This window comes from Paenarthrobacter sp. NPDC058040 (assembly GCF_042885775.1).
Classification (GTDB): domain Bacteria; phylum Actinomycetota; class Actinomycetes; order Actinomycetales; family Micrococcaceae; genus Arthrobacter.
This window is the reverse complement of the sequence record NZ_JBHVRN010000005.1, coordinates 166,474-190,141: the sequence shown is the minus strand read 5'-3', so window position 1 is coordinate 190,141 and position 23,668 is coordinate 166,474. Positions and strand designations below refer to the sequence as shown.

The following is a 23,668-nucleotide window of genomic DNA, read 5'->3' as shown; positions in this document are numbered from 1 at the left end:
CCGGGTTCGCTAAAGTTTGCGCATCGTCCCTCCTCCCGATGCGCGCGACCCGGTGTAACGAATCAAGTCTATCGGATGGCTTTCAGACAGGCACAGCTTCCACGATCTTCACGGTGGATCCGTGCCTGCCTTTGACCACCTGCAGTTGCCTGGTGATCCGTTGCTTCATTTCGGCCACGTGGCTGACCAGGCCCACTACCCTGCCACCGTCCCGAAGGCCTTCCAAAGCGTCCATGACCTGCTCCAACGCCTGTTCGTCCAGGCTGCCAAAGCCCTCGTCAACGAAGAGCGTTTCAATGTCCACTCCACCGGCCTCGTGCTGCACGACGTCGGCCAGGCCGAGCGCCAAGGACAGCGACGCCATGAAGGATTCACCGCCGGACAACGTTGACGTATCGCGTCGTTGGCCGGTCCACTCGTCCACCACCTCAAGACCCAGCCCGGACTTGGCGCCTCTCGCTGCCTTGGCGTCGGTGTGGTGAAGGGTGTACCGGCCGTCGCTCATCATCACCAAGCGCTCCGACGCCGCGATGGCCACTTGCTCCAAGCGCGCGGCCAACACGTAACTGTTCAGGCTCATGTTGAAAGTGTTGTCACCGGCACCGCGGGCCGTGTCTGCCAGGTCCTTGAGCAAGCGTGCCCGCTCACGGGGTTCCTGGCCCGTCCGGGCAAGCGCCACGTAGTCGGCCCGGATCCGGACCAAGGTGCTGACGGTTTTCCCTGCGAGGCTGGCCGACAAAGCCAGATCCTTCGCAGCTTTGGCTGCGCGTCCGGCCTCCGCAGCTGCCTCGGCCAACTGCTGTTGGTTCATGGGGAGTTCACCGATGCCGGCTTCCTTGCCCGCCAGGATGATGTCCTCCCCGGCAAACAATTCCTCGAGCTTGGCGGCTTCATTCTCATAATCGGTGAGCGACTTCTCCAAGGCTACGACGTCGGCGGCCGGGAGAATTTCCTGGCGGGCTTCGTCCGCAGAAACGAACCCGGATTCCGGCAGGGCAGCTTCCAACGCGGCAAGGGCTTCGTGGCTGGCCTGCTGTGCGTGTTCCGCGTCCTGCGCGGCATCCACTGCCGCCTGCAGGAGGTTCCGTTCCTCCGTCAGCGCTTCAAGCCGGGCGCGCAGGCTGGGAAAGTCCAGCCTGAGGCCCGCGAGCTCCGCTTCGAGCCCCGAGTGCTGTTCCTGCAGCAGCTCCGCGAGGGACGAGGCCTGCTCCGCAGCCGCGGTAGACGTCGCGGCTTCCTCACGGAGTGCATCCTTCCGAAGTGTGAGCTGATCCATCCTGCCCCGCAGTGCAGTGAGGTTCTTCTGGGCTGCCCGGGCGGCCAGGGCTTCTGCCTTTGCCGACGCTGCGTGGACTTCGGCTTCTGCTGCATCCGCGGCACCGCCACGGGCGGCCAGGCCGGCCAGAACTTGTTCAGCGGAAGACAACTCGGTGGCCAGGCGCGCAAGGACCTTCTCGCTGGCTTCAAAACGCCGGCTTGCGTCCTCCTCGTCGTGGGCAAGGGACAGTGCCGAGTGGGCGGCTACCGCCGGGTCCGGGTGCTCCGGGCTGCCGCACACGGCGCACGCCTGGCCATCCACCAAGGCTGCGGCCAGCTCGCCCGCCGCGTTGGCCAGCCTGGCCTCACGAAGGTCCAGCCACTTTTGGCGCAGGTCCTGGGACGCCGTCCGTGCTTCGGCATGCCGCTCGGCAACGCTGTCCCGTTCTGTCGCCGCACGGGCGTAGAGCGAAACCAGTTCCACGACGTCGGCGGCAGCAGCTGCTTCGCGTTCAGCGTCCTCCAGCCTTGCCGCTTCGGGCTCCAGCGGATTCATGTCCGCGAGCAGGGCGGCTTCCTCCGAGGCCAGCGCTTGGAGGATTTCCTGAGCCCTTTCTGCTGCGGCTTTGTTAAGGGCCCCCTCGGCGAGCCGGGCAGCGAGCCGGGCAGCGATCCCGTCCAGGCGCTGCTCGTCCGGAACACGTGCCTCCACCGTGGCCATGGTGGTCCTGGTGGTTTCGAGCGCCACCTCCGGAACCGAGCCTCCGATGCCGGCCCGGTGGAGCCGCTCACGGATCTCTTCCAATCCTGCCCTGGCAATGCGGTACTTGCGCGCCGAGGAGTCCACAGCATCGAGCTGCCCCTTCAGAACGGTGGCCCGGCGGTGTCTTGCGAGCTTGTCCTTATCCTCCGAGGCCCGCGGCGCAGCCAGTTCCAGAAGCACGCGACGCTGCGTGGCCGAGGCAAGCCGCCCATGGCGGCGGGCCTTGTCCTGGTCCTCCTGGAGCCTTTCCGCCAAGCGCGCGGACTGCGCCTCAGCGGCGTTGGCGTCGGCTTCGCGGCGGTCACGCTCAGCGGCAATCTCCGCTTCCAACACTGCCAGCCATTCCTCCGCGTGGCCGGTGGCCGGATCCGGCACATCGGCGGCGGACGCCGATGGATCCCCGGCCTCGGCAAGCTCCAGACCGAAGTTCTGCCGCTCGGAGGCGGCTCTGCCCAGCAACAGCCTCAGTTCGGCCGCGTTGTCTTCCACGGCGCGGGCTGCTTCCGCGGCCTGGCGGGAAAGCTGCTTCTCCACGGCTTCAAAACGCTGGGTGCCAAACAGTTTCTGGAGCAGTTCCAGGCGGTCCGTGGCTTTTGAACGAAGAAAGGCGGCAAAGTCGCCCTGGGGCAGCATCACCACGCGGGTAAACTGCTCCCGGTCCATGCCCAGGACATCCGAGAGCTCGGCACCTGCCTCGTCATTTCGCGACGACTTCTCCAGCCATGCTCCCCCCACGCGTTCCCGCAGGAGGGTTTTGGCCTGCTGGTTGGTGAACCCGTTCCGGCCGCGAGCACTCGGCCGGTCCCACGCGGGCGAGCGCGTTACTTCGAAGCGGCGGCCACGGGCGGAAAACTCGCAGACCACACGGGGTTCGGCCCCCGGCGTAGCGTGATCGCTCCGGAGCCGTTTGCCTTCCTGGCGGGCACCGGGCACGGAACCGTACAGGGCAAAGCAGACGGCATCGAGGATACTCGTCTTGCCCGCACCCGTGGCACCGTTCAGCAGGAACAATCCCTGGGCACTCAAGTGATCGAAATCGATGTGCTGGGGTTCCGCGAACGGCCCGAAGGCTTCGATCTCCAGTCGATGGATTCTCACAGTTCCGCCTCCTCAAGACGCACAGCTTCAAGAGCTTCGCGCAGGGCAGCGTCCTCGACGCTCCCCGGACCGCGGCCTCGGACGTGCTCCAGGAAGCCACAGCAGACACCAAGATCGTCCTCGGCAGCTGCCAACCGGCTGCTATAGGTGGCAGAATCCGCCGCTTTGGCGCCTTGCGGATCGAAGGCCAGGACCAGTGTGTCCGGGAAACGCGTGCGGAGTTGCTCCATGGCCTGGGCCGGACGCTGGGCATCCGTCAGGGTGATCTGGCAGAACGCGGCTTCCGCCCACTTGTGGTCCACGGACTCCAGCAATTCGGCCAGCGTGCCACGAAGCACCGCGAGAGTCCGCGGAGCTTCCCAGACCACCTCCCGGACCTCCAGGCGTCCCCCGGCGTCCACGTCAACGAGCCAGGCCCCCTTGCGGTGATTGGCCTCGGAGAACGAGTAGGCAAGCGGCGAACCGGAGTAGCGGACATTCGGCGCAAGCTCCTGCCTGCCGTGCAGATGGCCCAGCGCGGTGTACCCAAAGTCCTCGAAAAGGTCCAACGGCACGGCACCGAGACCGCCGATGCTGAGGTCCCGTTCGCTGTCCGAGGTGATGCCTCCGCTGGCAAAGGTATGCGCCAACACCACCGGGAAGACGCTGCCTGCTTTCCGGCGGCGTTCAACGTCCCGGCGGATCCGGTCCGTGGCTTCCTTGGTCACGTCAAAGTGGTTGGCACCCTCCACGCCGAGCCTTTCGGCCACCAGCCGGGGCTCAAGATAAGGGATGCCATAGATGGCAACGAAGCCGTCAGCACCGCTTGGCAGCACCACGGGGACATCCAGGTCCTCGACCCGCGTCCGCAGGTGCACTCCCCCGCGCTCCATCAGCCGTGAAGCGAAGCCGAGCCGGATGGCGGAGTCATGGTTGCCGCTGGTCAGCACCACACTGGCTCCGGCCGCGGTGATACGGACCAGGGCCTCATCCAACAAGCTCACGACATCGAGCCCGGGCAGCGCACGATCGTAGACGTCGCCTGCGATCAGGACGACGTCCACGGACTCCGACTCGACACAGGCCACCACTTGGTCGATGAAATGACGCTGGGACTCGAGCATCCCTACGCCATGGAACGAGCGCCCGAGATGCCAATCCGAGGTATGAAGTAACCGCATATTTTCAAGCTAACGGTGGGCACCGACAATAAAGCGAAGGCTGGCCGCCCCGCCGTCGAACCCGTCCGGTACCTAGCCCTTCTTGCCGTCGAAAAAGTCGCGGGCATCATCGGCCGGCGCCGTCTTGCGGACCGGTTCCGCCGGAAGCTCAACGGGTGCAACCGCGGCGGCGTCGTCGATGTCCGACTCCTGCTCAGCGTCCTCGAGGTCCGCTCCATCGTCGCCCGCCGGGCGGGCAGCAGTGGCGTCGCTGAAGCCCCGGAAAACGAATCCGGCGAGCGCGGCACCCAGCAGTGGGGCAACCCAGAACAGCCACAAACCCTCAAGCGCCCAGGAGGGGCTGAAGAACGCCACACCAGTGGCGCGGGCGGGGTTGAAGGGGAGGTTGCCCACAACCTCGCCGAACTGGAGCAAGACGGCCGTGGCGAGGCCAACAGCGATGGGCGCAAGCGCCAGGATCGCCCGGCGTCCGGCGGTGGCTCCCAGGAAAACGCCTACCAAAATGGCCGTACCGATGACCTCCACCAGCAGGACACCGGCCAATTGGGTTTGCGCAGCGGAGTGCTCGCCGAAGCCGGCCGCCACAGTGCCAAGCGCGGCGCGGGGATCGGACAAGACCGGAGTAGCAAGCACCACGAAGTAGACCAGGGCGGCACCAATCACGGCACCCAAAACCTGGGCCACCACATAGGCCAATGCCGCGACAGCCCGGATGCGTCCTGCGATGAGGTTTCCGAGGGTGATGGCCGGGTTGAAATGGCCACCCGAAACGTAACCGAAAGCGATCATCGCGGCGGCCACGGCGAGGCCGGTAGCAAGGCTGGCCGGCATGGGTCCGGACTGGGGGTTCAGGAAAATCTTCACACCCGCCGCCACCAGCACCAGGAACAGGCTTCCCAAGGCTTCGGCACCCAGCCGGGCTATCAGACCGGGTGAATGCTCTGCAGGGACTTGGACGGAGGAGGACATGGCGAAGGATTCCTTACGGTTGGGGGCAAAACCTTGAGTATCTTGCCAATGAAAACTGGGGAGTTGCTGGATCCCGGCTGGGTGGTCCGGGCCATGGTGCCGTTTTGAGCCTACCCGCCCAGGGCAATGGCGGCGATGGCAGAAGCGCCAAGGCCCACCACGGCTGCCGTACTCGCAAGCATCAGCCAGGCAGGAGCGGCCGTGTTGCCCGCATGGAGTTCCCGTGAGCGGACCCACACCGCGCAGCCCCAAACGATGGTCGCCGCGGCGGCCATGAGCGCGCAAATGCCCTCGTAATCGAGGCCGGGAATTCCGGGAACATGCGGGCCGGGGGCAGCGGACAGCCAGCGGCGCCAAATGAACAGGTCCACCACCACCAGCGAGATCAACGTCCGCCGCCATGCCAGGGTGGTCCGCTCGGGCTGCAGGCCGGGGTCGCGGGTGTCCATGCTCACAACAGCGCCCTCGGGGCAGCAGTCACCGTGCCACCAGGATCAGAACGGCAAATGCGAAGGCTGCAACCGCAACCACGATGGTCATGAAAAGCATCACGCGGGAAAACGGCAAGGCTTGGTCGTTCCGCATGGCGGCTTCCATCTGGCCCCACCGGCGGTAGGACAGGACGGCGAGTCCGGCTCCGATCACGGACAGCAGGACGCAGAGCACAAGCCGGACAGGCTGCGGGGCGATGTTGGGCGCCAGCTGGTCGATCGCCACAGCGCCGGCAAGGAGGGCCAGCGACGTCCTGATCCATGCCAGGAAGGTGCGTTCGTTGGCAAGGGAGAACCTGTAATCGGGTGTTTTGCCTGTCCGTCGCCAAGCCGGTTCTCGCACGTTGTTACTCCAGTTTCCCTAGTGCTGCGCAGCCTCCCCACCATATCAGCGGCAGTTCGCGGGCACGGTAAGTTACTGGCATGACTGTTGAAGCCCCCTCCTTCGAATCCCGCGTCCACGCCACCCTGTTGGGAGGAGCCCTGGGCGACTCCCTGGGCTATGCCGTGGAATTCGACGCCATTGGCGCGATCCGCACCAAGTTCGGCGAGGCGGGCCTCACCTCATTCGACCAGCTCGACGGCGGCAGCCACTTCTCGGACGACACGCAAATGACCCTGTACACCGTGGATGGCCTGGTGGAAGCCCTGGAATGGGCCAACGACGGGGTTGCCGCCGACGAGATCGCGTGCCTCTGGCTGGCCTACCTGCGCTGGCTGGCCACGCAGGATGTTACCGTGTCTGCAGCGGCGCCGGTCCCCCAGCCGCGGTGGATCGATGGCCAAGAGGTTCTCCGGCACCGGCGCGCTCCGGGCAACGCCTGCCTCAGCGGCCTCGCTTCCGGGGAAATGGGAACCGCGGCCCGGCCCGTCAACCCTGATTCCAAGGGCTGTGGCACCGTGATGCGCTCAGCCCCGTTCGGCTTGATCCCCCACATTTCGCCCGAGGCCGTGGCCAAGCTCAGCATGGACGCTGCCTCCCTGACCCATGGCCACCCGTCCGCCCGGTTGGGCGCTGCCGCCTTCAGCCTCCTGATCCACAACATCGTGGCCGGGCAGGATGTCAGGTCCGCCGCCACCATGGCCCTCGCCCACGTGGACGCATTTCCCACGAAAGCGCCTGAACTCCCGGAACGCGTGCAACTGGCGCTGCGGCTGTCCGCCGATGGCACCCTGCTCAGCCCGGAAGACCTGACTGCGACACTCGGTGAGGGGTGGGTGGCCGAAGAAGCCCTCGCCGTCGGGCTTTACTCGGTGCTGGCCACCGCGGGCGGTGCTCCGGCGGAGCACTTCCGCAAGGCCATTAGGGTGGCCATCAACCACAGCGGGGACAGTGACTCCACAGGTTCCATCGCAGGCAACATCCTTGGCGCCCTCTATGGCGAAGAATGCCTCCCGGCGGAATGGCTGGAAGCCCTCGAGGCGCCGGAAGTCGTCCGAGGCATGGCCGCACGCCTGCTGGCGGTGACTACCGGCTGACGTTGCCTTGCGGCTGGCGGAGGCTGATGTTGTTGCAGGCTTCGCAAACGTCGTCCGGGATCAGCCCCCGGTTCTGGAGGAAGCCGAAAATCACGCACCCCAGGCAGAACCCCACAAACGATTCCAGCGACGCCGCCACAATCAGCAGTCCCAGCAAAATCCAGGCTCCCAGCGGCAGGCCAAGGAAGAAAAGCACGACGGCGGCACTCGTCAACGCGGCGCCCATGCCTTGGGCAAAGCGCTTGGGTGGGCCCGCCACGAGTTTGGCATGGCCGATGCGCGGGGCCAGGACTTTGACGGACAGCACGGCGAACGGGGAGATCCTCGGCCCGAAGAGGACACGGAGCCAGAACCCAATGGCCAACGCCACCAGCCCCAGGCCCGAGCCCGTCACCAAGGTCACTACGGCAAGGGCCACCACCAGCCCTGCGGTGATGCGGGCCGCGTACTCGTTGACGGGGTTTGGGAAAGCGAAAACGGCCCGCCAGTCGATGCCCGGAGATTGTTCCTTGGTCATGTCCCAAGGCTAGGAGGGCGCCTCGCGTCGCCGGAAGCATTGTTGCGCACTATGACCCACGGGAGTCCTAGCGTCCGCCCACCATCTGCAGGAATTCGCCCTCGGAGACCACTTCGATCTGCTGGCCTTTGGCGTGCAGCTCCAGCACGCGTTTGGCTTTGCCGGTCAGCCGCCCGGCCCGCAGGTCGCCGGCGTCGAACCCGTCGCCCACCACCAGCACGGTGGTGCGGGCCGTGACCCGGCTTTCGGGGCGGGCGCCCATGTCCGCAGCCCGTGATTTGGCCTCGGGACGGGTCATGGCGAGGTCGCCGGTGAACACCACGGTCTGGCCAAACAGCGGATGTCCGGGCTCGGCGACGGGATTGGGAAGCGGGTTGGGGCCTTCCTCGGGCCACGCGGACCAGGCCCGGCCGCCATTCAACGCTTGTTCGGCCGGACTGCCGCCTGCTGCCTTGCCTGCGAGCGCCGCCAAAGTTGCCTTCGAAAGGGTCTTGGCGGGATCGAACGCCGGCTGCTTGGGCAATGCCAATCCAAGGGACAGATACAGCTCGGCGATGCTGTTGGCGTTGTTGCGCCGGGCAATATCGATCAGGATCCCGGCGCAGGCCCGGGCGTCCTCCGTGGCGTCGTGGTGGTTGACCAGCGGAACGCCTGCCTCTTCTGCCGCATAGGGCAGTGAGTTGGAGACGAGCGAGTAGCATCGGCGGGACAACATGACGGTGCAGACGTACTCGTAGGCCGGTCCGGGAAGGCCCGAGACTTCCAGCCCCGAGCGGATGACGCCCAGATCGAACGCGGCATTGTGGGCGGCGAGGACATCGTTCCCAATGAATGCGCCGATTTCGGGGAACAGTTCACCGAACCGCGGCTTGCCGGCAACATCTTCGGCACGGATCCCATGGATGCGGGTGTTGTGGAACTCGAAGTGGTCATGGTTCTCCGGGGGACGCATGAGCCAGGAGGCTTCTTCCACCACCACACCGCCGCGGACTTTGCTCAGTCCCACCGAGCAGGGCGACCCCCTGAAGCCGTTGGCTGTTTCGAAGTCGATCGCCGTAAAGTCCAATGCCACTGGTCAAGGTTACAGGCGGATAGGGCCGCCCCCTGCCGTGTGACCCGCGGGGGCGGCCTTTCCGCCGTGACTGTGGTGAACGCTACATTCCGCTGCTGTACCTAGGGGGTGGCGCGCCGCAACGTTGAGTAGGAACCTGCGGCCAGCACAATGCACAGCAGCGCTGCCCAGCCGCTGAGGGTCAACGGGGTTTGCTGCATGAACCAGGAGCCGATTCCGCCCCACCACTCCAGGACCGTGGACAGCGCCGCGATGCCGATCAGGACCACCACTGAGCCCAGGGTGGAAACCAGCACGCCTGTGGTCCCCCAGCGCTTGAAGATCGTCGCGAACCAGAAACCAATGATGAACATGAACATCATCACCACGAAGAAGAATGCGGCCGTCGAATACCAAGGCCCATCGGTGACCCAGGGAATCGAGAAGAAGAAGCCATAGACGCCCCAACCGTTGGTGGCCTTCTCGATGATCCCGCCCACCAGGTACAAGACGGTCATCCCGAGGGCGATCAGCGAGAACAGGCCCAGCGAGCCGAGGTAGAACGCGCGTCGGCTGATGCTCAGGCCCTGGGAGAACGGGAACACCAAGGTCATGCTCTGGATCCCCAGGACCAGGAAATACCACAGGGGCGCCTGGCTCCCGCCGCCGTATTTGCCTTCATTGACGGGGATCAAGGCAAAGATCGCCAGCGACATCAGGAAGGAGGCACCCAGGATGGTCAACGGCCACCCGATGAAGGTCCACTTGTTGATCAGTTGCATCCTGGCAACTGCAATTGCCCGGCTCATCGCGTTGCCTCCATGCTGCCATCGGCGAAATCTGTGGTGCCCGGCTCGGTGCCGGATTGGCCTGCCCCGGCCATGGTCTTCCGGACCACCAGCTGCTGCAGGGAAACCGGCGCCAGTTCCAGCCCCAGTTCCTGGGCTTCTGCCCGCTCACGGGCACCCAATGCTTCGTCCACCGTGACCGATGCCAAGGAACCGAGGGTCTCGCGGTGGAGGATCCTGCGTCCGGAAAGGAAGGCGTCAACCTTGTCCGCGGATCCGGAGACGGTCGCTGCCGAGCCACGGATGTCATCGGCGTCGGCGTCCATGATGATCCGGCCCCGGTCAATGACCACCACATGCTCCAGGAGGTTGGCCACCTCGTCGATCAGGTGAGAGGACAAGATGATGGTGCGTGGATGCTTGGCGTAGTCCTCCACCAGCCGGTCGTAGAACAACTGCCGGGCCACGGCGTCCAGTCCCAGGTACGGTTCGTCGAAAAATGTCAGTTCAGCGCGTGAAGCGAGTCCGATGATGACTCCGACGGCGGACAACTGGCCTCGGGACAGCTTCTTGATCCGCCGCTTGACCGGCAACTGGAAGTCCTCCGCCAAGCGGTCGGCAAAATCCTGGTCCCAGTTCTTGTAGAACAAAGCGGCCGAGCGGAAGGCGTGGCGCGGCTGGAAATCGTCAGGATACTTCTGCGACTCGCGGATGAAGCAGAGCCGGGAAAGGACGGCGTCGTTCTCGTACGCGCCGGCACCGAACACGAGGGCTTCCCCGGAGGTGGCGAAAGCCTGGGCCGTCAGGATGGACATCAAGGTGGTCTTGCCGGCGCCATTGCGGCCCAGCAGGCCGTAGATCCGGTTGGCCGACAGCTTCAAGTCGACGTTGTCCAGGGCGTTGAGATCTTTGTAGCGTTTGTTCAGGTTACGGGCCTCGACGACGATCTCGTTCACAGGGCCGCGCTCCTTTCCTTATCGGTTCCGGCGTCCGGAGCCAGCCCCGCGCCTCGTTCGATCATGCTGTTGAGCTGCTGCGCGGAGATTCCGAGCTTGCGGGCTTCGGCGGTCAGCGGCCTGACGTACTGCTCGAAAAATTCCTCGGTGCGCCGGGCCACCACGTGGGCGCGCGCTCCGGTGGCAACAAACATGCCTATCCCCCTGCGTTTGTAGAGAATTCCTGAATCCACCAGCACGTTGACTCCCTTGGCCGCAGTGGCCGGGTTGATGCGGTGGAAGGCGGCGAACTCGTTGGTGGACGGCACCTGGGATTCCTCGGGCATGCTGCCGTCCACTATGCCGTTCTCGATGAGTTCGGCGATCTGCATGAAGATCGGCTTGCTGTCGTCGATCATGAGCACCACCGCCTCACTGGTTCATTACTCATGTAACTAACCATACAAGCAATCAACGTGACGTCAAGGTTTTTCCCAGGATTTCCGACGGCGGCAGTCCAGTAGGCTTAACGGGTGATTCTTTCTGCGATGAGCGACTTTGCCGTATCCACTTTTGGGGGCGCGGGACCGGTGCGGCCGCCCATGGCCTCGTTCCTGCCGGACTGGCTGAACCCCCAGATCTTCCTGGCGGACCCAGCCCTTGCTCCGTGGGTTGTCCTGCTGGTCTGCGGGATCGTCTTTGCCGAGACGGGCCTGCTGGTGGGCTTCTTCCTGCCGGGCGACTCGATGCTCTTCACGGCAGGACTGCTCGTCGCCACCGACACCATCAAGTTCAACATCTGGGGACTCGCCGGCCTCATCATCGTGGCCGCCATCATCGGCAACCAGACCGGCTACCTCATCGGCTCAAAAGCCGGCCCTGCCATCTTCAACAGGCCCGATTCCAAGCTCTTCAAAAAGGAAAATGTTGAAAGCGCCCACGCTTTCTTCGAGAAGCACGGCGGCAAGGCGCTCATCCTGGCGCGCTTCGTTCCCATCATCCGCACGTTCGTCCCCGTGATCGTTGGCGTGGCCCAGATGGACAAGCGGAAGTTCTTCCTCTTCAACGTCATCGGCGCCGTACTTTGGGGCGGCGGCGTGACCCTCCTGGGCTACCTCCTGGGTGACCGGGTTCCGTGGGTCCGGGACAACCTGGACATCATCTTCATTGTGATCGTCCTGATCTCCGTGATCCCCGTGGGCATCGAGGTGCTCCGCGGCATCATTGCCAAGCGCAAGGCGGCCGCCCAGGGCACGGACCCGGTGGAGGAATTCATCGACGAACACGAAACCGAAAAGCACGGCGAGCACTAAGCACCGCCACCACAGAAGCAAAAGGCGCCCCGCGTGATCACGCGGGGCGCCTTTCCTGTGTGGTTCGCCTGCTTAGCCTGCAGCCTCGGAGAGGGCCGCGATGACCGACGGGAGCAAGGCACGGAAGGCCTGCCCCCTGTGGCTGATCGCGTTCTTTTCCTCGAAGCTCAGCTCGGCGCAACTGCGGTCCATGCCTTTGGGCCGCAGGACGGGGTCGTAGCCGAAGCCCCCTTCACCGCGGGGCTCGCGCAGCAGGGTTCCTTCGAGCTCGCCATACTCCACGGTTTCCCGGGCAATCCCATCAACACCTGGAACCGCCAGGGCGGCGGCGCAGACGAACGCAGCCCCGCGCGAAGCGTCGGGAACATCGGAAAGCTGGGCGAGCAGCAACTGCAAATTCGCCGCGTCGTCACCATGCTTTCCGGACCATCGGGCGGAGAAGATGCCGGGCGCGCCACCCAGGACGTCAACGGCAAGGCCGGAGTCATCCGCAATGGCAATCAGCCCGGTTGCCTCGGCAACTGCGCGAGCCTTGAGGAGGGAGTTCTCGGCGAAGGTCACCCCGGTTTCCGCGACGTCCGGGGCGCCGGCCGCAGCTGCGTCCACCACTTGGGTGTCGACGTCGAGCCCTGGAACCTGGCCCCGCAGCAGTTCCCTGAGCTCCTTCAGCTTGCCTTGGTTGTGCGTGGCGAGAACCAGGCGTGCGGCACCCGTGGAGGCGCTCACGGAGCCTCCGCCAGCGTCTCGCGCTGGATGGCTGCCAACTGGCCCGTGCCAATGAGGGCGAGGTCCAGCAGCGCGTTGAGTTCGTCACGGTCAAAGGGAGCGCCTTCGGCAGTGCCCTGGACTTCCACGAACTTGCCCGAACCCGTGACCACCACGTTCATGTCCGTCTCCGCCCGTACGTCCTCAACGTAGGGCAGGTCCAGCATGGGTACGCCGTCGATGATGCCAACGGAAACCGCGGCGATGGTATCAACCAGGGGCTCCGCGTTGCGCGAAATCAGCTTGTTGTCCCGGGCGAAGCGGATCGCCTCGGCGAGGGCCACGTAGGCCCCGGTGATCGCGGCGGTGCGCGTACCGCCGTCGGCCTGCAGTACGTCGCAGTCCAGGACGATCGTGTTCTCACCAAGTGCCTTGGTATCGATGATCGAACGCAGCGAGCGACCGATCAGCCGGGAAATCTCGTGCGTGCGTCCGCCGATCTTGCCCTTGACGGATTCGCGGTCCGAACGGGTGTTGGTGGCGCGGGGCAGCATGGCGTACTCGGCCGTCACCCAGCCGCGGCCTTCGCCCTTGAGCCAGCGCGGCACGCCCTCGGTCAGCGAAGCGGTGCACAGGACCCGGGTATTGCCGAACTCGATGAGGGCCGAACCTTCGGCCTGCTTGGACCAGCCGCGGGTGATGCTGATGGGCCTCAGCTGGTCGGGGGTGCGGCCATCGGCTCGGATCACGGGTGTTGCGGTTGCTTCTGAAGTCATGGCACAAGCTTATCGATGATGGCCAGCAGTCCGGCTCCCGGCTAGATCGTGTAGTGGACTCCGGCGACAGCCACGGCAACATCACCGGCGAAGACAGGTTTCGCTTCCGACATCACCTTGGTTTGCGAAGTCCACACCGGGATGTGCGTCAGGAGCAATCTCTTGGCTCCCGCGTTGGTGGCCGCCTCGCCTGCTCGCTTGCCCGTCAGGTGCACGTCCTTGATGGCGTCATCGCGGCCTTCCTCGAAAGCCGCCTCGCACAGGAACAGGTCGGCGCCCTTGGCAGCGTCTTCGAGCCCCTGGCAGGAATCGGTGTCGCCCGAGTAGGTCAGCACCCGGGTCACCGGCGTCCCGTCCTTGCCCGGTTCGGTGGCGGTGACCCGCAAGGCGTAGGCCTCCTCCACGGGGTGGTTGACGCCGTAGGGGGTAACTGTGAACGGGCCGACAGTGACGGGCTTCTGTTCCGCCCAGTTGGTGAAGTCGAATTCCTCATGCATGCCCGGGTCCAGGTCCAGCCCGTAGGCGGTGGCCATCCTGTCGGCAGTCGCCGCGGGACCCCACACGGGGAGACGGTCGCGGCCCCAACCGCCCGGCTTCCAACGGACTGCGACGTGCAGGCCGCAAAGATCCATGCAATGGTCCGGGTGCAGGTGCGTGAGGAAGATCGCGTCGATGTCCTCAAGATCGGTGTAGCGCTGGATGGCGCCCAAGGCACCGCTGCCCAGGTCCATCACGATCTTCCACTCGCGCTCACCGTCGTGCGCCGTCACCAGATAGCACGACGCCGGGGAGCCGGGACCGGGAAAAGAGCCGGTACAGCCCACGATGGTCAGCTTCACAGTCCACGCTCCGCGTCTGCCCCGGTGCCGGTTTCCGGCTGGACGAAATAGGAACGGCGGGACAGCCCGGTGCCGGCGCGCGCGGCTGCCAGCATCTCCGGGGTGATCCGCGCCAGGCTGCCGGTAGGGTACTGCGCCGAGACGTGGTCAACATGTTTCACGGACAGCACCTCTGGGCCCAGGAAGCGCCGGGCGAGGGTTTCAAACTGTACCGCGTCGCCGGTGGCTATGAACTCGTGGCTGGGCGCAGAGGGCTCCGTCCGCTGGATGCCGCCGTTGGCCAGGGCACGGTAGACGTCCTTGGCCGTTTCCTCGGCGCTGGACACCAGCGTCACGTCCTCGCCCATGACGAAGGAGATGACCCCCGTGAGCAGCGGGTAGTGGGTGCAGCCCAACACCACGGTGTCCACACCGGCTTGCTTGAGCGGTTCCAGGTATTCGTTGGCTGCGGCCAGCAAGTCCGGCCCGGTGGTGATGCCCGCCTCGACGAAGTTCACGAACGCGGGGCAGGCCACGGAGGTGATCGATAGGTCCGGGGCGGCAGCGAAGGTGTCCTCGTAGGCACGCGATCCCACTGTTGCCGAGGTTCCAATGACGCCGATCCGGCCGGACCGTGTGGCGGACACAGCGCGGCGGACCGCAGGCTGGATCACTTCGATCACGGGAATGCCGTACCGCGCGGTGTAGCGTTCACGGGCGTCCCGCAAGACGGCCGCGGAGGCGGAGTTGCACGCAATGGTCAGCAGCTTGACGCCCGAATCAACCAGTTCGTCCATGACGCCGAGCGCGTTGGCCCGCACCTCGGCAATGGGGAGGGGTCCGTACGGCCCGTTGGCGGTGTCACCCACATAGAGGATCGACTCGTTGGGCAGCTGGTCGATGATGGACCGGGCAACAGTGAGGCCCCCCACGCCGGAATCGAAGACTCCAATCGGACGCGCGCCCATGAGCTCATTGGAGACGCCTGTTGAGTTGGCCGTGGCTGTTGTCATGATTATTCGAGAATAAGGCTTCCCTTGGGTTGCGGCCATTAGCTGCGTCTCCCCCATCGTGTCTGATTTGTCACACGGCAGGGGCCAACGGCGGGCGGCCGGATCAGGATTTTGCCTGCCTGGCCGCCATCATGGACTGCACCAAGGACTCCTGCAGCCACGTGGTGAAGTTGTACACGAGCGCCAGGTAGCTTTCCACATCCTCCGCCTGGCTCCAGTCCTGCATGCTGTGCACGTGGTCGGCATCGGCTTCGTCGCGGATATCCAGGCGCTCCGAAAGGACCAGCCGCACATCGTTCAGGGCCATGGCCCAGCGGTTGGCATCCTCGGGAGTGAGGACCAGTTCGTCCTTGTCCAGGCCCATGGCTGTGGCCCTCAGGGCGCCGATCTTGCTCTCCCTGACGGAGCGTTCGGTGAGCTGACGGAACTCCAGTGAGCCGGCGTCGTCGTCCTTCATGACGTTGGGCAGCAAGCGCAAAAGGGCCCGGTCCGTGGGCTGCTTCACGTCCATGTCCAGGCCGATCAGGGCCGCCAGCGGATCCTCGTTTTCCCGGGCATCGGAGTCGAGCATGGAGATCACATCGGCCAGCAGCCCCCGGAGGAGGTCCCGCTCGGCCGGTTCCAGGTAGCCGCTGATTCCCTTGAGTCCGTACTTGAATGCCTTAGCCACTCTGGCGGCCGCCCTTTCCGGGTGTCTGGTTGCCGCTCGCGGCCTTCTCCACGGTGGCCCACAGCCCGAAGCCGTGCATGGCCACGGCGTGCTGCTCCACTTGCTCCTTGCTGCCGTGCGCCACAATGGACCGGCCCTTCCGGTGGACCTCCATCATGAGCTTGTGCGCCTTGGACTCGGAGTAGCCAAAGTAGCTCTGGAACACATAGCTGACGTAGCTCATGAGGTTCACGGGATCGTTCCAGATCACAAGGTTCCAGGGAATGTCCGGGGCGGTCAGGACATCGGTGGAGGTCAGCTCTGCAGCTTCCGTCCGCTCGTCAATGTCCGTACCAAACGCAACGCTAGGGGTCATCTGTCCATTCTATGGCGGCTCGCACTAGAGTGAATTCGTGAGTAGAGCCACGTCTTGGGATCACCCCGCCACTTCCTTGTATACCGACCACTACGAGCTGACCATGCTTCAGGCTGCCCTGCATTCGGGCGCCGCGCACCGCCGTTCGGTGTTTGAAGCCTTCGCCCGCCGGCTGCCGGACGGCCGCCGCTACGGCGTTGTAGGCGGCACGGGACGCCTGCTGGAGGGCATTGCCGATTTCTCTTTCGGCGAAGCCGAACTGGAGTTCCTTGCGGAAAACAAGGTGGTCAACCAGGAAACCCTCGACTACCTCGCCAACTACAAATTCAACGGCGACATCTGGGGATATGCGGAAGGTGACGCCTACTTCCCCAATTCCCCCATCCTCATCGTGGAGTCCACGTTCGCCGAGGCCTGCATCCTTGAGACGTACATCCTGTCCGTCCTGAACCACGACAGCGCCATTGCCTCCGCGGCCTCAAGGATGACCTCCGCGGCGGGCAACCGCCCCTGCATCGAGATGGGCTCCCGGCGCACCCAGGAGGAATCGGCGACGGCGGCCGCCCGTGCCGCTGTCATCGCCGGCTTTGCCAGCACCTCCAACCTCGAAGCCGGCCGCCGGTACGGCATCAAGACCGTCGGTACGGCTGCGCACTCCTTCACCCTGCTGCACGACACCGAGCGTGAAGCCTTCGAGGCGCAGATTGCCGCTTTCGGCCCCGGAACCTCGCTGCTGGTGGACACCTACGACGTCGAAACGGCGGTGCGTACCGCCGTCGAACTCGCCGGCAACAAGCTCGGCGCGGTCCGCCTGGACTCCGGCGACCTCATAGCCCAGGCGCAGTGGGTCCGCCAGCTGCTCGATGACCTCGGCAACGTGGACACCCGGATTGTGGTGACGTCCGACCTTGACGAGTTCGCCATCGCGGCGCTGCAGTCGGCCCCCGTCGACTCCTACGGGGTGGGTACATCGCTGGTCACCGGTTCCGGCGCGCCCACGGCCAGCATGGTCTACAAGCTGGTGAGCCGGACCAACGACGCCGGCGAGTTCATCTCCGTGGCCAAGGCAGCCAAGAACAAGGCCAGCGTCGGAGGACGCAAATACGCCCTGCGGAAACTCAACGAACGCGGCAGGGCAACACACGAAGTGGTGGGGATCGGGCACCGGCCCGAGGACGACGGGAACGACCGTTCGCTCCTCCAGCAATTCATCAAGAACGGCGAACTCCTGCCCGGCTGGACCGGTCCCGAAGGCGTCCTCCGCGCCCAGGAACGCCACGCCGCCAGCATGGCCGAGCTGCCCGCCGTCGTGAACCGGCTGCAACGCGGCGAAGCAGCGATCCCAACCATCTACGAGGAGGACTGATGGCCAAGGCCCTCATCATCGTCGACGTCCAAAACGACTTCTGCGAAGGCGGAACACTCGCCGTGGAAGGAGGCGCGGCCGTGGCCGGTGCCATCAGCGAGTACCTTGACGCGAACCAGCAGCATTTCGACCACGTGGTGGCAACGCAGGACTGGCACATCGAGCCTGGCGGCCACTTCTCGGACGATCCCGACATGGTGGATTCCTGGCCACCGCACTGCAGGGCCCGGACCAAGGGGGCCGAACTGCACCAGGACCTTGATCCCGAATACATCGAAGCCTATTTCCGGAAGGGACAGTACACCGCCGCCTACTCCGGGTTCGAAGGCGTACTCGCCCCGGAGGACGACGTTCCCTCCGGGGATCTCAAGGCCGGCGCAGCCGTGGCTGAAGTCCTGGATGAGGACGCAATCGGCCTCGACGACTGGCTCCAAAGCCACGATGTCGAAGAAGTGGTAGTGGTTGGCCTCGCCACCGATTATTGCGTCAAGGCAACCGCTTTGGATGCCGTGCAGGCCGGTTACGCCACCACTGTTATTGCCGAGCTGACGGCAGGCATCGCCGACGACCTCGACGATGCCTTCGATGACATGGAAGCGGCCGGCGTCGAAGTGGAACGCTCCTAGGACAAACGGCCGGGCCATCCGGACGGGATTGCCTTCGAAACCGACAACGAAGGGCGCCGCTGATGCGGCGCCCTTCGTCGTTTGCCATCGGTCACTTACGGCCGATGAACCAATCCTGCAGCTTACGCAAACGCGCCTGGAGCTGCTCTTCGTTGGCTTGCGCCACGGCCGGGCCGCCACACACTTCGCGGAGCTTGGTATGCACCACGCCATGCGGAGTACCGGTCCGCGCAGACCAGGCCGAGACGTTCTTGGCCAGCTCATTCCGCAGGTCCATCAGCATGCGGTGGTCCGGGATGGCCGGAGCCGGCTCCGCCGCGGGCGCCTGGCGCTTCTTGCGGGACTGCTGTTCGTGCTGCCGTTGCCGCAGCAGCGTTCCCACCTGCTCGGCGTCCAACAAACCGGGAATCCCCAGGAAGTCGAGCTCGTCATCGGAACCGATGTCGGCTCCCGTGCCGAACTCGCCGCCGTCGAACAGGACGCGGTCAAAGGATGCCTGGGAATCCAAGGCTTCGAATTTACCCTTGGTGAGCTCGTCCGAGGCTTTGTCCTCGCGGTTGGCCTCTGCCATGAGGTTCTCTTCGGGGCTGAAGAGGCCGTCGTCGTCCTTCTCGGGGCGGTCCAAGGCGTGGTCGCGTTCGGCTTCCATCGTGTTGGCCAGCCCCATGAGCGGCGGCACCGACGGCAGGAAGACCGACGCCGTTTCTCCCCTTTTGCGCGCACGAACGAAACGGCCCACGGCCTGGGCGAAGAACAACGGGGTGGACGTCGAGGTTGCGTACACGCCCACTGAAAGCCGGGGGACGTCGACGCCTTCGGACACCATGCGGACAGCCACCATCCAGCGCTTGTCTCCGGCGGAGAACTCCTCGATCTTGCTGGAGGCCTTCGAATCGTCCGAGAGGATCACGGTGGGCGACTCCCCCGTGATCTTCTTCAGCTGGCCCGCGTAGGCGCGGGCGTCCTCGTGGTCCGTTGCAATGACCAGGGCCCCGGCGTCCGGAACCGTGCGCCGGACTTCGCTCAGCCGTTTGTCGGCAGCAGCCAGGACGGCCGGAATCCATTCGCCGGCCGGGTTGAGCGCAGTCCGCCAGGCCTGCGAGGTGATGTCCTTCGTGACTGCGGCTTCCCCCAGGGAAGCCGCCATCTCGTCGCCCGCACTGGTCCGCCAGCGCATCTGGCCCGAATAGGCCATGAACAATACGGGCCGCACCACATGATCACGCAGCGCGTTGCCGTAGCCATAGGTGTAGTCGGCCTTCGAACGGCGGATGCCATCACGGTCTTCGGCGTACTCGACGAACGGAATCGGAGAGGTGTCCGAACGGAACGGCGTACCTGTCAATGACAGGCGGCGCGCAGCGGGATCGAAGGCTTCCCGAAGACCATCACCCCAGGACAGGGCTTCACCGCCGTGGTGGATCTCATCGAGGATCACCAGGGTGCGGGCAGCTTCCGTCTTGGCACGGTGCAGCATGGGCTTGCTTGCTACCTGGGCATAGGTCACTGCAACGCCTGCGAAGCCGCGGCCGTGCTGGCCATCGGAATTCTTGAAGTTGGGGTCGATCGCGATGCCAACACGCGCCGCGGCGTCCGCCCACTGGCGCTTCAAGTGGTCCGTGGGCGCCACGATGGTGATCCTGTTGACCACGCCGCTGTCCAGCAGGGTGGTGGCAATGCGGAGGGCGAAGGTGGTCTTGCCGGCACCGGGGGTTGCCACTGCCAGGAAGTCCTTGGGACTACGGCTCATATAGAGGTCCAAAGCCTCCTGCTGCCAGGCACGTAGCTTGGGCGCAGTCCCCCAGGCCGCCCGTTCCGGATAGGCCGGAGGCAGGGAGGGGCCACCAAAAAGTGTTTCAGTCATGTGGGCCTGTGTAGTCTTCCCACCCACTACTTGGAGTTGCCCGGACCGTCGCCGTTTCCACCGTCGTTGCCCGGACGGAGGCCATCATAGATTTCCTTGCACTCCGGGCAAACGGGGAACTTCTGGGGATCCCGCCCCGGGGTCCAGACTTTTCCGCACAAGGCAATGACGGGCTCCCCGGTCATTGCCGATTCCATGATCTTTTCCTTGCGGACGTAATGCGCAAACCGCTCGCGATCGCCGGGCTCCACTTCCTGGCGCGTTTCCTCGCGCTCAATGGTGGCAGTGGACGTTCCGGCTCCGGAAAGCTCGCGCATGGGGTCGTTTTCGAATGGATCCGGAGGAAGCGTAGTCATGGCATCCATCCTACCGTCTAGAGGCCTTGCCACTCCGGCTTGTTGTCGAACGTGTGGCGGTAGTAGTCGGCCAACTTCAGCGAAGAAGCAGCAGCCTCGTCCACCAGGATGGTGGCATGGGGGTGCATTTGCAGCACCGATGCCGCACAGATCGCAGCGACGGGCCCCTCCACGAAATCCCTGACAGCCTGGGCCTTTTGCGCGCCAGTTGCCACCAGGATCACATGTTTGGCATCCATGATGGTGCCCAGGCCCTGCGTCACTACGTGATGCGGAACGTCGTCGATGCTGTCGAAAAACCGGGCATTGTCCTTGCGTGTCTGCTCAATCAAGGTCTTGATGCGCGTCCGGGAGGCCAACGACGAACCTGGCTCGTTGAAGCCGATGTGCCCGTCGGTGCCCACGCCCAGGATCTGGAGGTCCACGCCGCCGACTGCCCGGATCGCATCTTCGTAGGTCTGGCACGCGGCTTCGAGATCCTCCGCGGCCCCGTCCGGGCCGTGGACGTTTTCGGGCTTGATGTTGACCCTGTTGGTGAATTCCCGCCTGATGACCTCGCGGTACGATTCCGGATGGCCGGCTTCCAGGCCCACATACTCGTCCAAGGCAAAACCGTGAGCTTGGCTGAAGTCCAGCCCACCCGCTTCGTACCGACGCGCCAACTCGTCGTAAATCGGCAAGGGCGAGGATCCGGTGGCCAGGCCAAGCACGGCGTTCGGCTTACGCCGAACGAGCGCCTCGATGCCGTCGGCCGCCAAGGAGCCGATCTGTTTGGTGCCAGGGAGAATGACAACTTCCATTGTCACGGCCTTTCTACGATGCGAATAGGTTTGCTTGAATCGAGGATATCCCATGTCCCATAACCCGGGGTGGGTGTTACGTCGTCATTTGTTCACGCTCAGCTGGGCAAACATTTCGGGACCGCGTGCGTCCAACCACTTTCCGCCCAAGCGAACACCCACCGCCAGGAGTACCGCACCCAGGACCGGACCCACGGCGAGGTTGATCCATCCGGCCTCCGGCCCTCCACTGACCACCTGGACAAGCACCAAGGCAAGCTCGGGCAGGAGCAGGATCGCCAGCGCCGCCATGCCGACACCCTGGACGGCCAGGGTCTGGGCAACGTTTCCCGGGGGCTTCTTGAACGGGCTGTCGCCGGGCAAGGGAACGGCAACGTTGTAGCGCGCTGAGATGACCGAGGCCAACCCCAGCCCCGTGAACAGCGTTCCCAAGGCCAGGCCAAGGAGGTTCGGAAGCCAGGCCCAGTCCCCCGTGATGAACAGTGGCCCGACGGTGAAGACCAACACCACCGGCAAAGAGATGGCGAGGCAAGCCAGGGCCCGGCCCAGGCGGTCGTCCACGCCACGGACTCCCGAGGCAAGGTGGAGGGCGAACGCCGTGTTGTCATAGGAAACATCCGCCGAAATCGACCACGCCATCATGAATGCCGTGAGCGGTCCAAGAACCATGAGGAGCCCAAAGCTTCCGGACTGGCTGCCGCCGAAGAAGAAAATCACCGGAAGCAGGGGAATGATCACCAAGGAGCCGGCGTACCGGGGATCCTTCAACCAATAGATCAGGGCCCTGGCCGCGACTGCTCCAGCGGGGGTTCCGGGCAGCACGCCAAACAAGCCCAGCTTTCCACCCTTCCGGTTTGAGCCACCCGAGTAGGCAGGCGTCACGAGTGCCCGCTGCAACAGGATGTGCCAGCACCACAGGAGGACGCCGATCGTAGCCAAGGCAATGACTGCCTTGAGGCCCGCAGCCCCTGGATCGCCCGCGTCCAAGTCTCCGCCGAGCGACCAGGCAGCTCCGAGGGGTGTCCAGGAAACCGTCCGGGCCATCACGGGAAGGTAGTCGGCACTCCCCCGGATGCCGTCAACGATTCCCACCATGATCGGCCCCAGCAGTACCAAAGGGACAAAGACGACGATGCTGCTGACATCCTTGAAACGACGCGAGGAGGCCAGGCCGGCTGTCGCGGTGGTAACAACCTTGGACAACACCACGCAGGTCACAGCCCCGAGTATTGCTCCGGCAAAGGCGCCGGCCACCGCCGGAAAACTCCGCCACCACGTGCCAACCGTTCCCAAGGCAGCCAACAGGGTTGCCAAACCAGGGATTCCGATGAAACCGGCCAGGGCCAGTCCCGCCAGCAACTGACGCGGCGGGATCGCGAACGTGGTGAAACGCGCAGGATCAAGCGTCATGTCGCCCGCCGAGGCAATCAGCGGGATGACTCCCCATCCGAGTATGGTTGCCGCCCCACCCAGAACCACCACCGTGTGGGCGATTCCGGGGTCGGCCCAGCGGAGCGCCACCAACCCGCCCACAAGCATCGTCAGCACGCCAAGGGCATAGAGCAGCCCCAGGCCAATACCCACCAACTGGAGGGGGCTGCGTTTAAAGCCGTTCAGGAGCAGGCGCCATTTGAGCCTTAGAAGGTGCGCAACCATTCGAGCCCCTCTGTCCGGTGCCCGCCGCCCACCAGCTGCACAAAGCGGTCTTCGAGGGTGGAGCCTGCCCGGACCTCCTCCACGGAACCGGCAGCAAGCACACGCCCGGCGGCGACGACAGCGACGTGGCTGCACATGCGCTGCACCAGGTCCATGACGTGGCTGGAAACAATCACCGTCCCCCCGGAGGACACATAGCCCTCCAGGATTCCGCGGATGTTGGCCGCGGAAACAGGGTCCACGGATTCGAAAGGCTCATCCAGCACCAGAAGGCGCGGCGCGTGGATCAGGGCCGATGCCAGGGCGATCTTCTTGGTCATGCCGGCGGAATAGTCCACCACCAGCGAGCCGGCATCCGCCTGGAGGTCGAAGGCGGCCAGCAACTCCGAAACCCTGGACAGGACCACGTCGCGGTCCATCCCGCGGAGCAGTCCCGCGTAGGTAACCAGTTGCTCGCCGGTCAGCCGGTCAAACAAGCGCACGCCGTCCGGGAGCACGCCCATAAGCTTCTTGGCTTCGAGGGGACGGGCCCAGACATCCACTCCGTGCACCAAAGCCGTGCCGAAGTCCGGCCTCAGCAAACCGGTGGCCATGGACAGCGTGGTGGTCTTGCCCGCCCCGTTCGGACCGACCATTCCGTAGAACGAACCGGCAGGCACGTCCAGGCTCACACCGTCCACGGCGATCTTGTCGCCAAACCGCTTGGCGAGGCCACGGATGGACAACGCCGGGACAGGCTGCCCCGCAACCCCGGGATCCGGTGGTTGCGGTGGCGAAACGGGTACCTGCGGGAGGCGGGATGACTGAGGGCTGGACTGATGGTCTGGTTCCGTCATGGCAAC

25 protein-coding genes are annotated in these 23,668 nt (G+C 64.9%); 4 read left to right on the top strand and 21 right to left on the bottom strand.

Going from position 1 to position 23,668, the window contains the following annotated elements; genetic code table 11:
* Nucleotides 1–82 precede the first annotated feature (82 nt).
* The 5 genes from ACFVSJ_RS08675 to ACFVSJ_RS08655 all read right to left on the bottom strand — a co-directional run bounded on the left by ACFVSJ_RS08675 (nucleotide 83) and on the right by ACFVSJ_RS08655 (nucleotide 6,081).
* Nucleotides 83–3,118: an AAA family ATPase gene (locus ACFVSJ_RS08675; protein ID WP_387435929.1), complete on the bottom strand. Its 3,036-nt coding sequence runs from the start codon at nucleotides 3,116–3,118 to the stop codon at nucleotides 83–85.
* Complete coding sequence (locus tag ACFVSJ_RS08670) at nucleotides 3,115–4,278, bottom strand: exonuclease SbcCD subunit D (RefSeq protein WP_387435927.1); 1,164 nt, start codon at nucleotides 4,276–4,278, stop codon at nucleotides 3,115–3,117. The genes ACFVSJ_RS08675 and ACFVSJ_RS08670 overlap by 4 nt, the downstream gene beginning before the upstream one ends.
* 72 nt (nucleotides 4,279–4,350) lie before the next feature.
* Nucleotides 4,351–5,247 carry an MIP/aquaporin family protein gene (locus tag ACFVSJ_RS08665; protein ID WP_387435925.1) on the bottom strand — a complete coding sequence of 299 codons (897 nt, stop codon included), beginning with the start codon at nucleotides 5,245–5,247 and terminating at the stop codon, nucleotides 4,351–4,353.
* Nucleotides 5,248–5,357: 110 nt separating this feature from the next.
* Complete coding sequence (locus ACFVSJ_RS08660; protein WP_387436163.1) at nucleotides 5,358–5,696, bottom strand: DUF202 domain-containing protein; 339 nt, start codon at nucleotides 5,694–5,696, stop codon at nucleotides 5,358–5,360.
* Nucleotides 5,697–5,724: 28 nt separating this feature from the next.
* On the bottom strand, nucleotides 5,725–6,081 hold the full coding sequence (locus tag ACFVSJ_RS08655) for a YidH family protein (RefSeq protein ID WP_387435924.1): 357 nt from the start codon (nucleotides 6,079–6,081) through the stop codon (nucleotides 5,725–5,727).
* 80 nt (nucleotides 6,082–6,161) lie between these two features.
* Here ACFVSJ_RS08655 and ACFVSJ_RS08650 point away from each other — a divergent pair, with 80 nt between their 5' ends.
* Nucleotides 6,162–7,217, top strand: coding sequence for an ADP-ribosylglycohydrolase family protein (locus tag ACFVSJ_RS08650; protein ID WP_387435923.1), 1,056 nt, complete (start codon nucleotides 6,162–6,164; stop codon nucleotides 7,215–7,217).
* Here ACFVSJ_RS08650 and ACFVSJ_RS08645 read toward each other — a convergent pair.
* The 5 genes from ACFVSJ_RS08645 to ACFVSJ_RS08625 form a co-directional block, all read right to left on the bottom strand.
* Entirely contained in the window at nucleotides 7,207–7,734 is a 528-nt protein-coding gene (locus ACFVSJ_RS08645; protein ID WP_387435922.1) for a DUF4395 domain-containing protein, read from the bottom strand. The genes ACFVSJ_RS08650 and ACFVSJ_RS08645 overlap by 11 nt on opposite strands.
* 67 nt (nucleotides 7,735–7,801) lie before the next feature.
* Nucleotides 7,802–8,806 carry an exonuclease domain-containing protein gene (locus ACFVSJ_RS08640; protein WP_387435921.1) on the bottom strand — a complete coding sequence of 335 codons (1,005 nt, stop codon included), beginning with the start codon at nucleotides 8,804–8,806 and terminating at the stop codon, nucleotides 7,802–7,804.
* Between the two features lie 101 nt (nucleotides 8,807–8,907).
* On the bottom strand, nucleotides 8,908–9,594 hold the full coding sequence (locus ACFVSJ_RS08635) for a hypothetical protein (RefSeq protein WP_387435919.1): 687 nt from the start codon (nucleotides 9,592–9,594) through the stop codon (nucleotides 8,908–8,910).
* On the bottom strand, nucleotides 9,591–10,529 hold the full coding sequence (locus ACFVSJ_RS08630; RefSeq protein ID WP_387435918.1) for an ABC transporter ATP-binding protein: 939 nt from the start codon (nucleotides 10,527–10,529) through the stop codon (nucleotides 9,591–9,593). Before ACFVSJ_RS08630 ends, ACFVSJ_RS08635 begins: the two co-directional genes overlap by 4 nt.
* Nucleotides 10,526–10,927 carry a GntR family transcriptional regulator gene (locus tag ACFVSJ_RS08625; RefSeq protein ID WP_387435916.1) on the bottom strand — a complete coding sequence of 134 codons (402 nt, stop codon included), beginning with the start codon at nucleotides 10,925–10,927 and terminating at the stop codon, nucleotides 10,526–10,528. The genes ACFVSJ_RS08630 and ACFVSJ_RS08625 overlap by 4 nt, the downstream gene beginning before the upstream one ends.
* A 129-nt stretch (nucleotides 10,928–11,056) precedes the next feature.
* Between ACFVSJ_RS08625 and ACFVSJ_RS08620 the strand changes: the two genes are divergently transcribed.
* On the top strand, nucleotides 11,057–11,821 hold the full coding sequence (locus ACFVSJ_RS08620; protein WP_387436161.1) for a DedA family protein: 765 nt from the start codon (nucleotides 11,057–11,059) through the stop codon (nucleotides 11,819–11,821).
* 72 nt (nucleotides 11,822–11,893) lie between these two features.
* Here the strand turns inward: ACFVSJ_RS08620 and rdgB are convergent, their stop codons facing one another.
* The 6 genes from rdgB to clpS all read right to left on the bottom strand — a co-directional run bounded on the left by rdgB (nucleotide 11,894) and on the right by clpS (nucleotide 16,158).
* Nucleotides 11,894–12,547, bottom strand: a complete 654-nt coding sequence (gene rdgB, locus ACFVSJ_RS08615; RefSeq protein ID WP_387435914.1) for an RdgB/HAM1 family non-canonical purine NTP pyrophosphatase — start codon at nucleotides 12,545–12,547, stop codon at nucleotides 11,894–11,896.
* Complete coding sequence (gene rph, locus ACFVSJ_RS08610; protein WP_387435912.1) at nucleotides 12,544–13,302, bottom strand: ribonuclease PH; 759 nt, start codon at nucleotides 13,300–13,302, stop codon at nucleotides 12,544–12,546. Before rph ends, rdgB begins: the two co-directional genes overlap by 4 nt.
* A 41-nt stretch (nucleotides 13,303–13,343) precedes the next feature.
* Nucleotides 13,344–14,141 (bottom strand): MBL fold metallo-hydrolase, encoded by a 798-nt coding sequence (locus tag ACFVSJ_RS08605; protein WP_387435910.1) that lies wholly within the window; start codon nucleotides 14,139–14,141, stop codon nucleotides 13,344–13,346.
* A complete protein-coding gene (gene murI, locus ACFVSJ_RS08600; protein WP_387435908.1) occupies nucleotides 14,138–15,133 on the bottom strand; it encodes a glutamate racemase in 996 nt (331 codons plus the stop codon). The genes ACFVSJ_RS08605 and murI overlap by 4 nt, the downstream gene beginning before the upstream one ends.
* A 103-nt stretch (nucleotides 15,134–15,236) precedes the next feature.
* Nucleotides 15,237–15,803: a DUF2017 domain-containing protein gene (locus tag ACFVSJ_RS08595; RefSeq protein WP_387435906.1), complete on the bottom strand. Its 567-nt coding sequence runs from the start codon at nucleotides 15,801–15,803 to the stop codon at nucleotides 15,237–15,239.
* Nucleotides 15,796–16,158 carry an ATP-dependent Clp protease adapter ClpS gene (gene clpS / locus ACFVSJ_RS08590; protein ID WP_387435904.1) on the bottom strand — a complete coding sequence of 121 codons (363 nt, stop codon included), beginning with the start codon at nucleotides 16,156–16,158 and terminating at the stop codon, nucleotides 15,796–15,798. The genes ACFVSJ_RS08595 and clpS overlap by 8 nt, the downstream gene beginning before the upstream one ends.
* Before the next feature lie 37 nt (nucleotides 16,159–16,195).
* Here clpS and ACFVSJ_RS08585 point away from each other — a divergent pair, with 37 nt between their 5' ends.
* Together ACFVSJ_RS08585 and ACFVSJ_RS08580 are read left to right on the top strand one after the other, a co-directional pair.
* On the top strand, nucleotides 16,196–17,524 hold the full coding sequence (locus ACFVSJ_RS08585) for a nicotinate phosphoribosyltransferase (RefSeq protein WP_387435902.1): 1,329 nt from the start codon (nucleotides 16,196–16,198) through the stop codon (nucleotides 17,522–17,524).
* A complete protein-coding gene (locus ACFVSJ_RS08580; protein WP_387435900.1) occupies nucleotides 17,524–18,150 on the top strand; it encodes an isochorismatase family protein in 627 nt (208 codons plus the stop codon). The genes ACFVSJ_RS08585 and ACFVSJ_RS08580 overlap by 1 nt, the downstream gene beginning before the upstream one ends.
* A gap of 91 nt (nucleotides 18,151–18,241) precedes the next feature.
* Here ACFVSJ_RS08580 and ACFVSJ_RS08575 read toward each other — a convergent pair whose 3' ends face one another.
* The 5 genes from ACFVSJ_RS08575 to ACFVSJ_RS08555 all read right to left on the bottom strand — a co-directional run bounded on the left by ACFVSJ_RS08575 (nucleotide 18,242) and on the right by ACFVSJ_RS08555 (nucleotide 23,662).
* Nucleotides 18,242–20,014 carry a DEAD/DEAH box helicase gene (locus tag ACFVSJ_RS08575; RefSeq protein WP_387435898.1) on the bottom strand — a complete coding sequence of 591 codons (1,773 nt, stop codon included), beginning with the start codon at nucleotides 20,012–20,014 and terminating at the stop codon, nucleotides 18,242–18,244.
* 26 nt (nucleotides 20,015–20,040) lie between these two features.
* Nucleotides 20,041–20,379 (bottom strand): DUF3039 domain-containing protein, encoded by a 339-nt coding sequence (locus ACFVSJ_RS08570; protein ID WP_387435896.1) that lies wholly within the window; start codon nucleotides 20,377–20,379, stop codon nucleotides 20,041–20,043.
* A gap of 8 nt (nucleotides 20,380–20,387) precedes the next feature.
* Entirely contained in the window at nucleotides 20,388–21,170 is a 783-nt protein-coding gene (gene nagB / locus ACFVSJ_RS08565; RefSeq protein ID WP_387435894.1) for a glucosamine-6-phosphate deaminase, read from the bottom strand.
* 84 nt (nucleotides 21,171–21,254) lie between these two features.
* Nucleotides 21,255–22,826, bottom strand: a complete 1,572-nt coding sequence (locus ACFVSJ_RS08560) for a transporter (protein WP_387435892.1) — start codon at nucleotides 22,824–22,826, stop codon at nucleotides 21,255–21,257.
* On the bottom strand, nucleotides 22,808–23,662 hold the full coding sequence (locus ACFVSJ_RS08555; RefSeq protein ID WP_387435890.1) for an ABC transporter ATP-binding protein: 855 nt from the start codon (nucleotides 23,660–23,662) through the stop codon (nucleotides 22,808–22,810). Before ACFVSJ_RS08555 ends, ACFVSJ_RS08560 begins: the two co-directional genes overlap by 19 nt.
* Between the last annotated feature and the right edge of the window lie 6 nt (nucleotides 23,663–23,668).

Coding starts and splice junctions, on each gene's coding strand:
- ACFVSJ_RS08625 (WP_387435916.1), bottom strand. CDS start 10,927: ATGATCGACGACAGCAAGCCGATCTTCATGCAGATCGCCGAACTCATC.
- ACFVSJ_RS08560 (WP_387435892.1), bottom strand. CDS start 22,826: ATGGTTGCGCACCTTCTAAGGCTCAAATGGCGCCTGCTCCTGAACGGC.
- ACFVSJ_RS08575 (WP_387435898.1), bottom strand. CDS start 20,014: ATGACTGAAACACTTTTTGGTGGCCCCTCCCTGCCTCCGGCCTATCCG.
- ACFVSJ_RS08645 (WP_387435922.1), bottom strand. CDS start 7,734: ATGACCAAGGAACAATCTCCGGGCATCGACTGGCGGGCCGTTTTCGCT.
- ACFVSJ_RS08570 (WP_387435896.1), bottom strand. CDS start 20,379: ATGGATGCCATGACTACGCTTCCTCCGGATCCATTCGAAAACGACCCC.
- ACFVSJ_RS08620 (WP_387436161.1), top strand. CDS start 11,057: ATGAGCGACTTTGCCGTATCCACTTTTGGGGGCGCGGGACCGGTGCGG.
- rph (WP_387435912.1), bottom strand. CDS start 13,302: ATGACTTCAGAAGCAACCGCAACACCCGTGATCCGAGCCGATGGCCGC.
- clpS (WP_387435904.1), bottom strand. CDS start 16,158: ATGACCCCTAGCGTTGCGTTTGGTACGGACATTGACGAGCGGACGGAA.
- ACFVSJ_RS08635 (WP_387435919.1), bottom strand. CDS start 9,594: ATGAGCCGGGCAATTGCAGTTGCCAGGATGCAACTGATCAACAAGTGG.
- ACFVSJ_RS08580 (WP_387435900.1), top strand. CDS start 17,524: ATGGCCAAGGCCCTCATCATCGTCGACGTCCAAAACGACTTCTGCGAA.
- ACFVSJ_RS08670 (WP_387435927.1), bottom strand. CDS start 4,278: ATGCGGTTACTTCATACCTCGGATTGGCATCTCGGGCGCTCGTTCCAT.
- murI (WP_387435908.1), bottom strand. CDS start 15,133: ATGACAACAGCCACGGCCAACTCAACAGGCGTCTCCAATGAGCTCATG.
- ACFVSJ_RS08665 (WP_387435925.1), bottom strand. CDS start 5,247: ATGTCCTCCTCCGTCCAAGTCCCTGCAGAGCATTCACCCGGTCTGATA.
- nagB (WP_387435894.1), bottom strand. CDS start 21,170: ATGGAAGTTGTCATTCTCCCTGGCACCAAACAGATCGGCTCCTTGGCG.
- ACFVSJ_RS08650 (WP_387435923.1), top strand. CDS start 6,162: ATGACTGTTGAAGCCCCCTCCTTCGAATCCCGCGTCCACGCCACCCTG.
- ACFVSJ_RS08660 (WP_387436163.1), bottom strand. CDS start 5,696: ATGGACACCCGCGACCCCGGCCTGCAGCCCGAGCGGACCACCCTGGCA.
- ACFVSJ_RS08555 (WP_387435890.1), bottom strand. CDS start 23,662: ATGACGGAACCAGACCATCAGTCCAGCCCTCAGTCATCCCGCCTCCCG.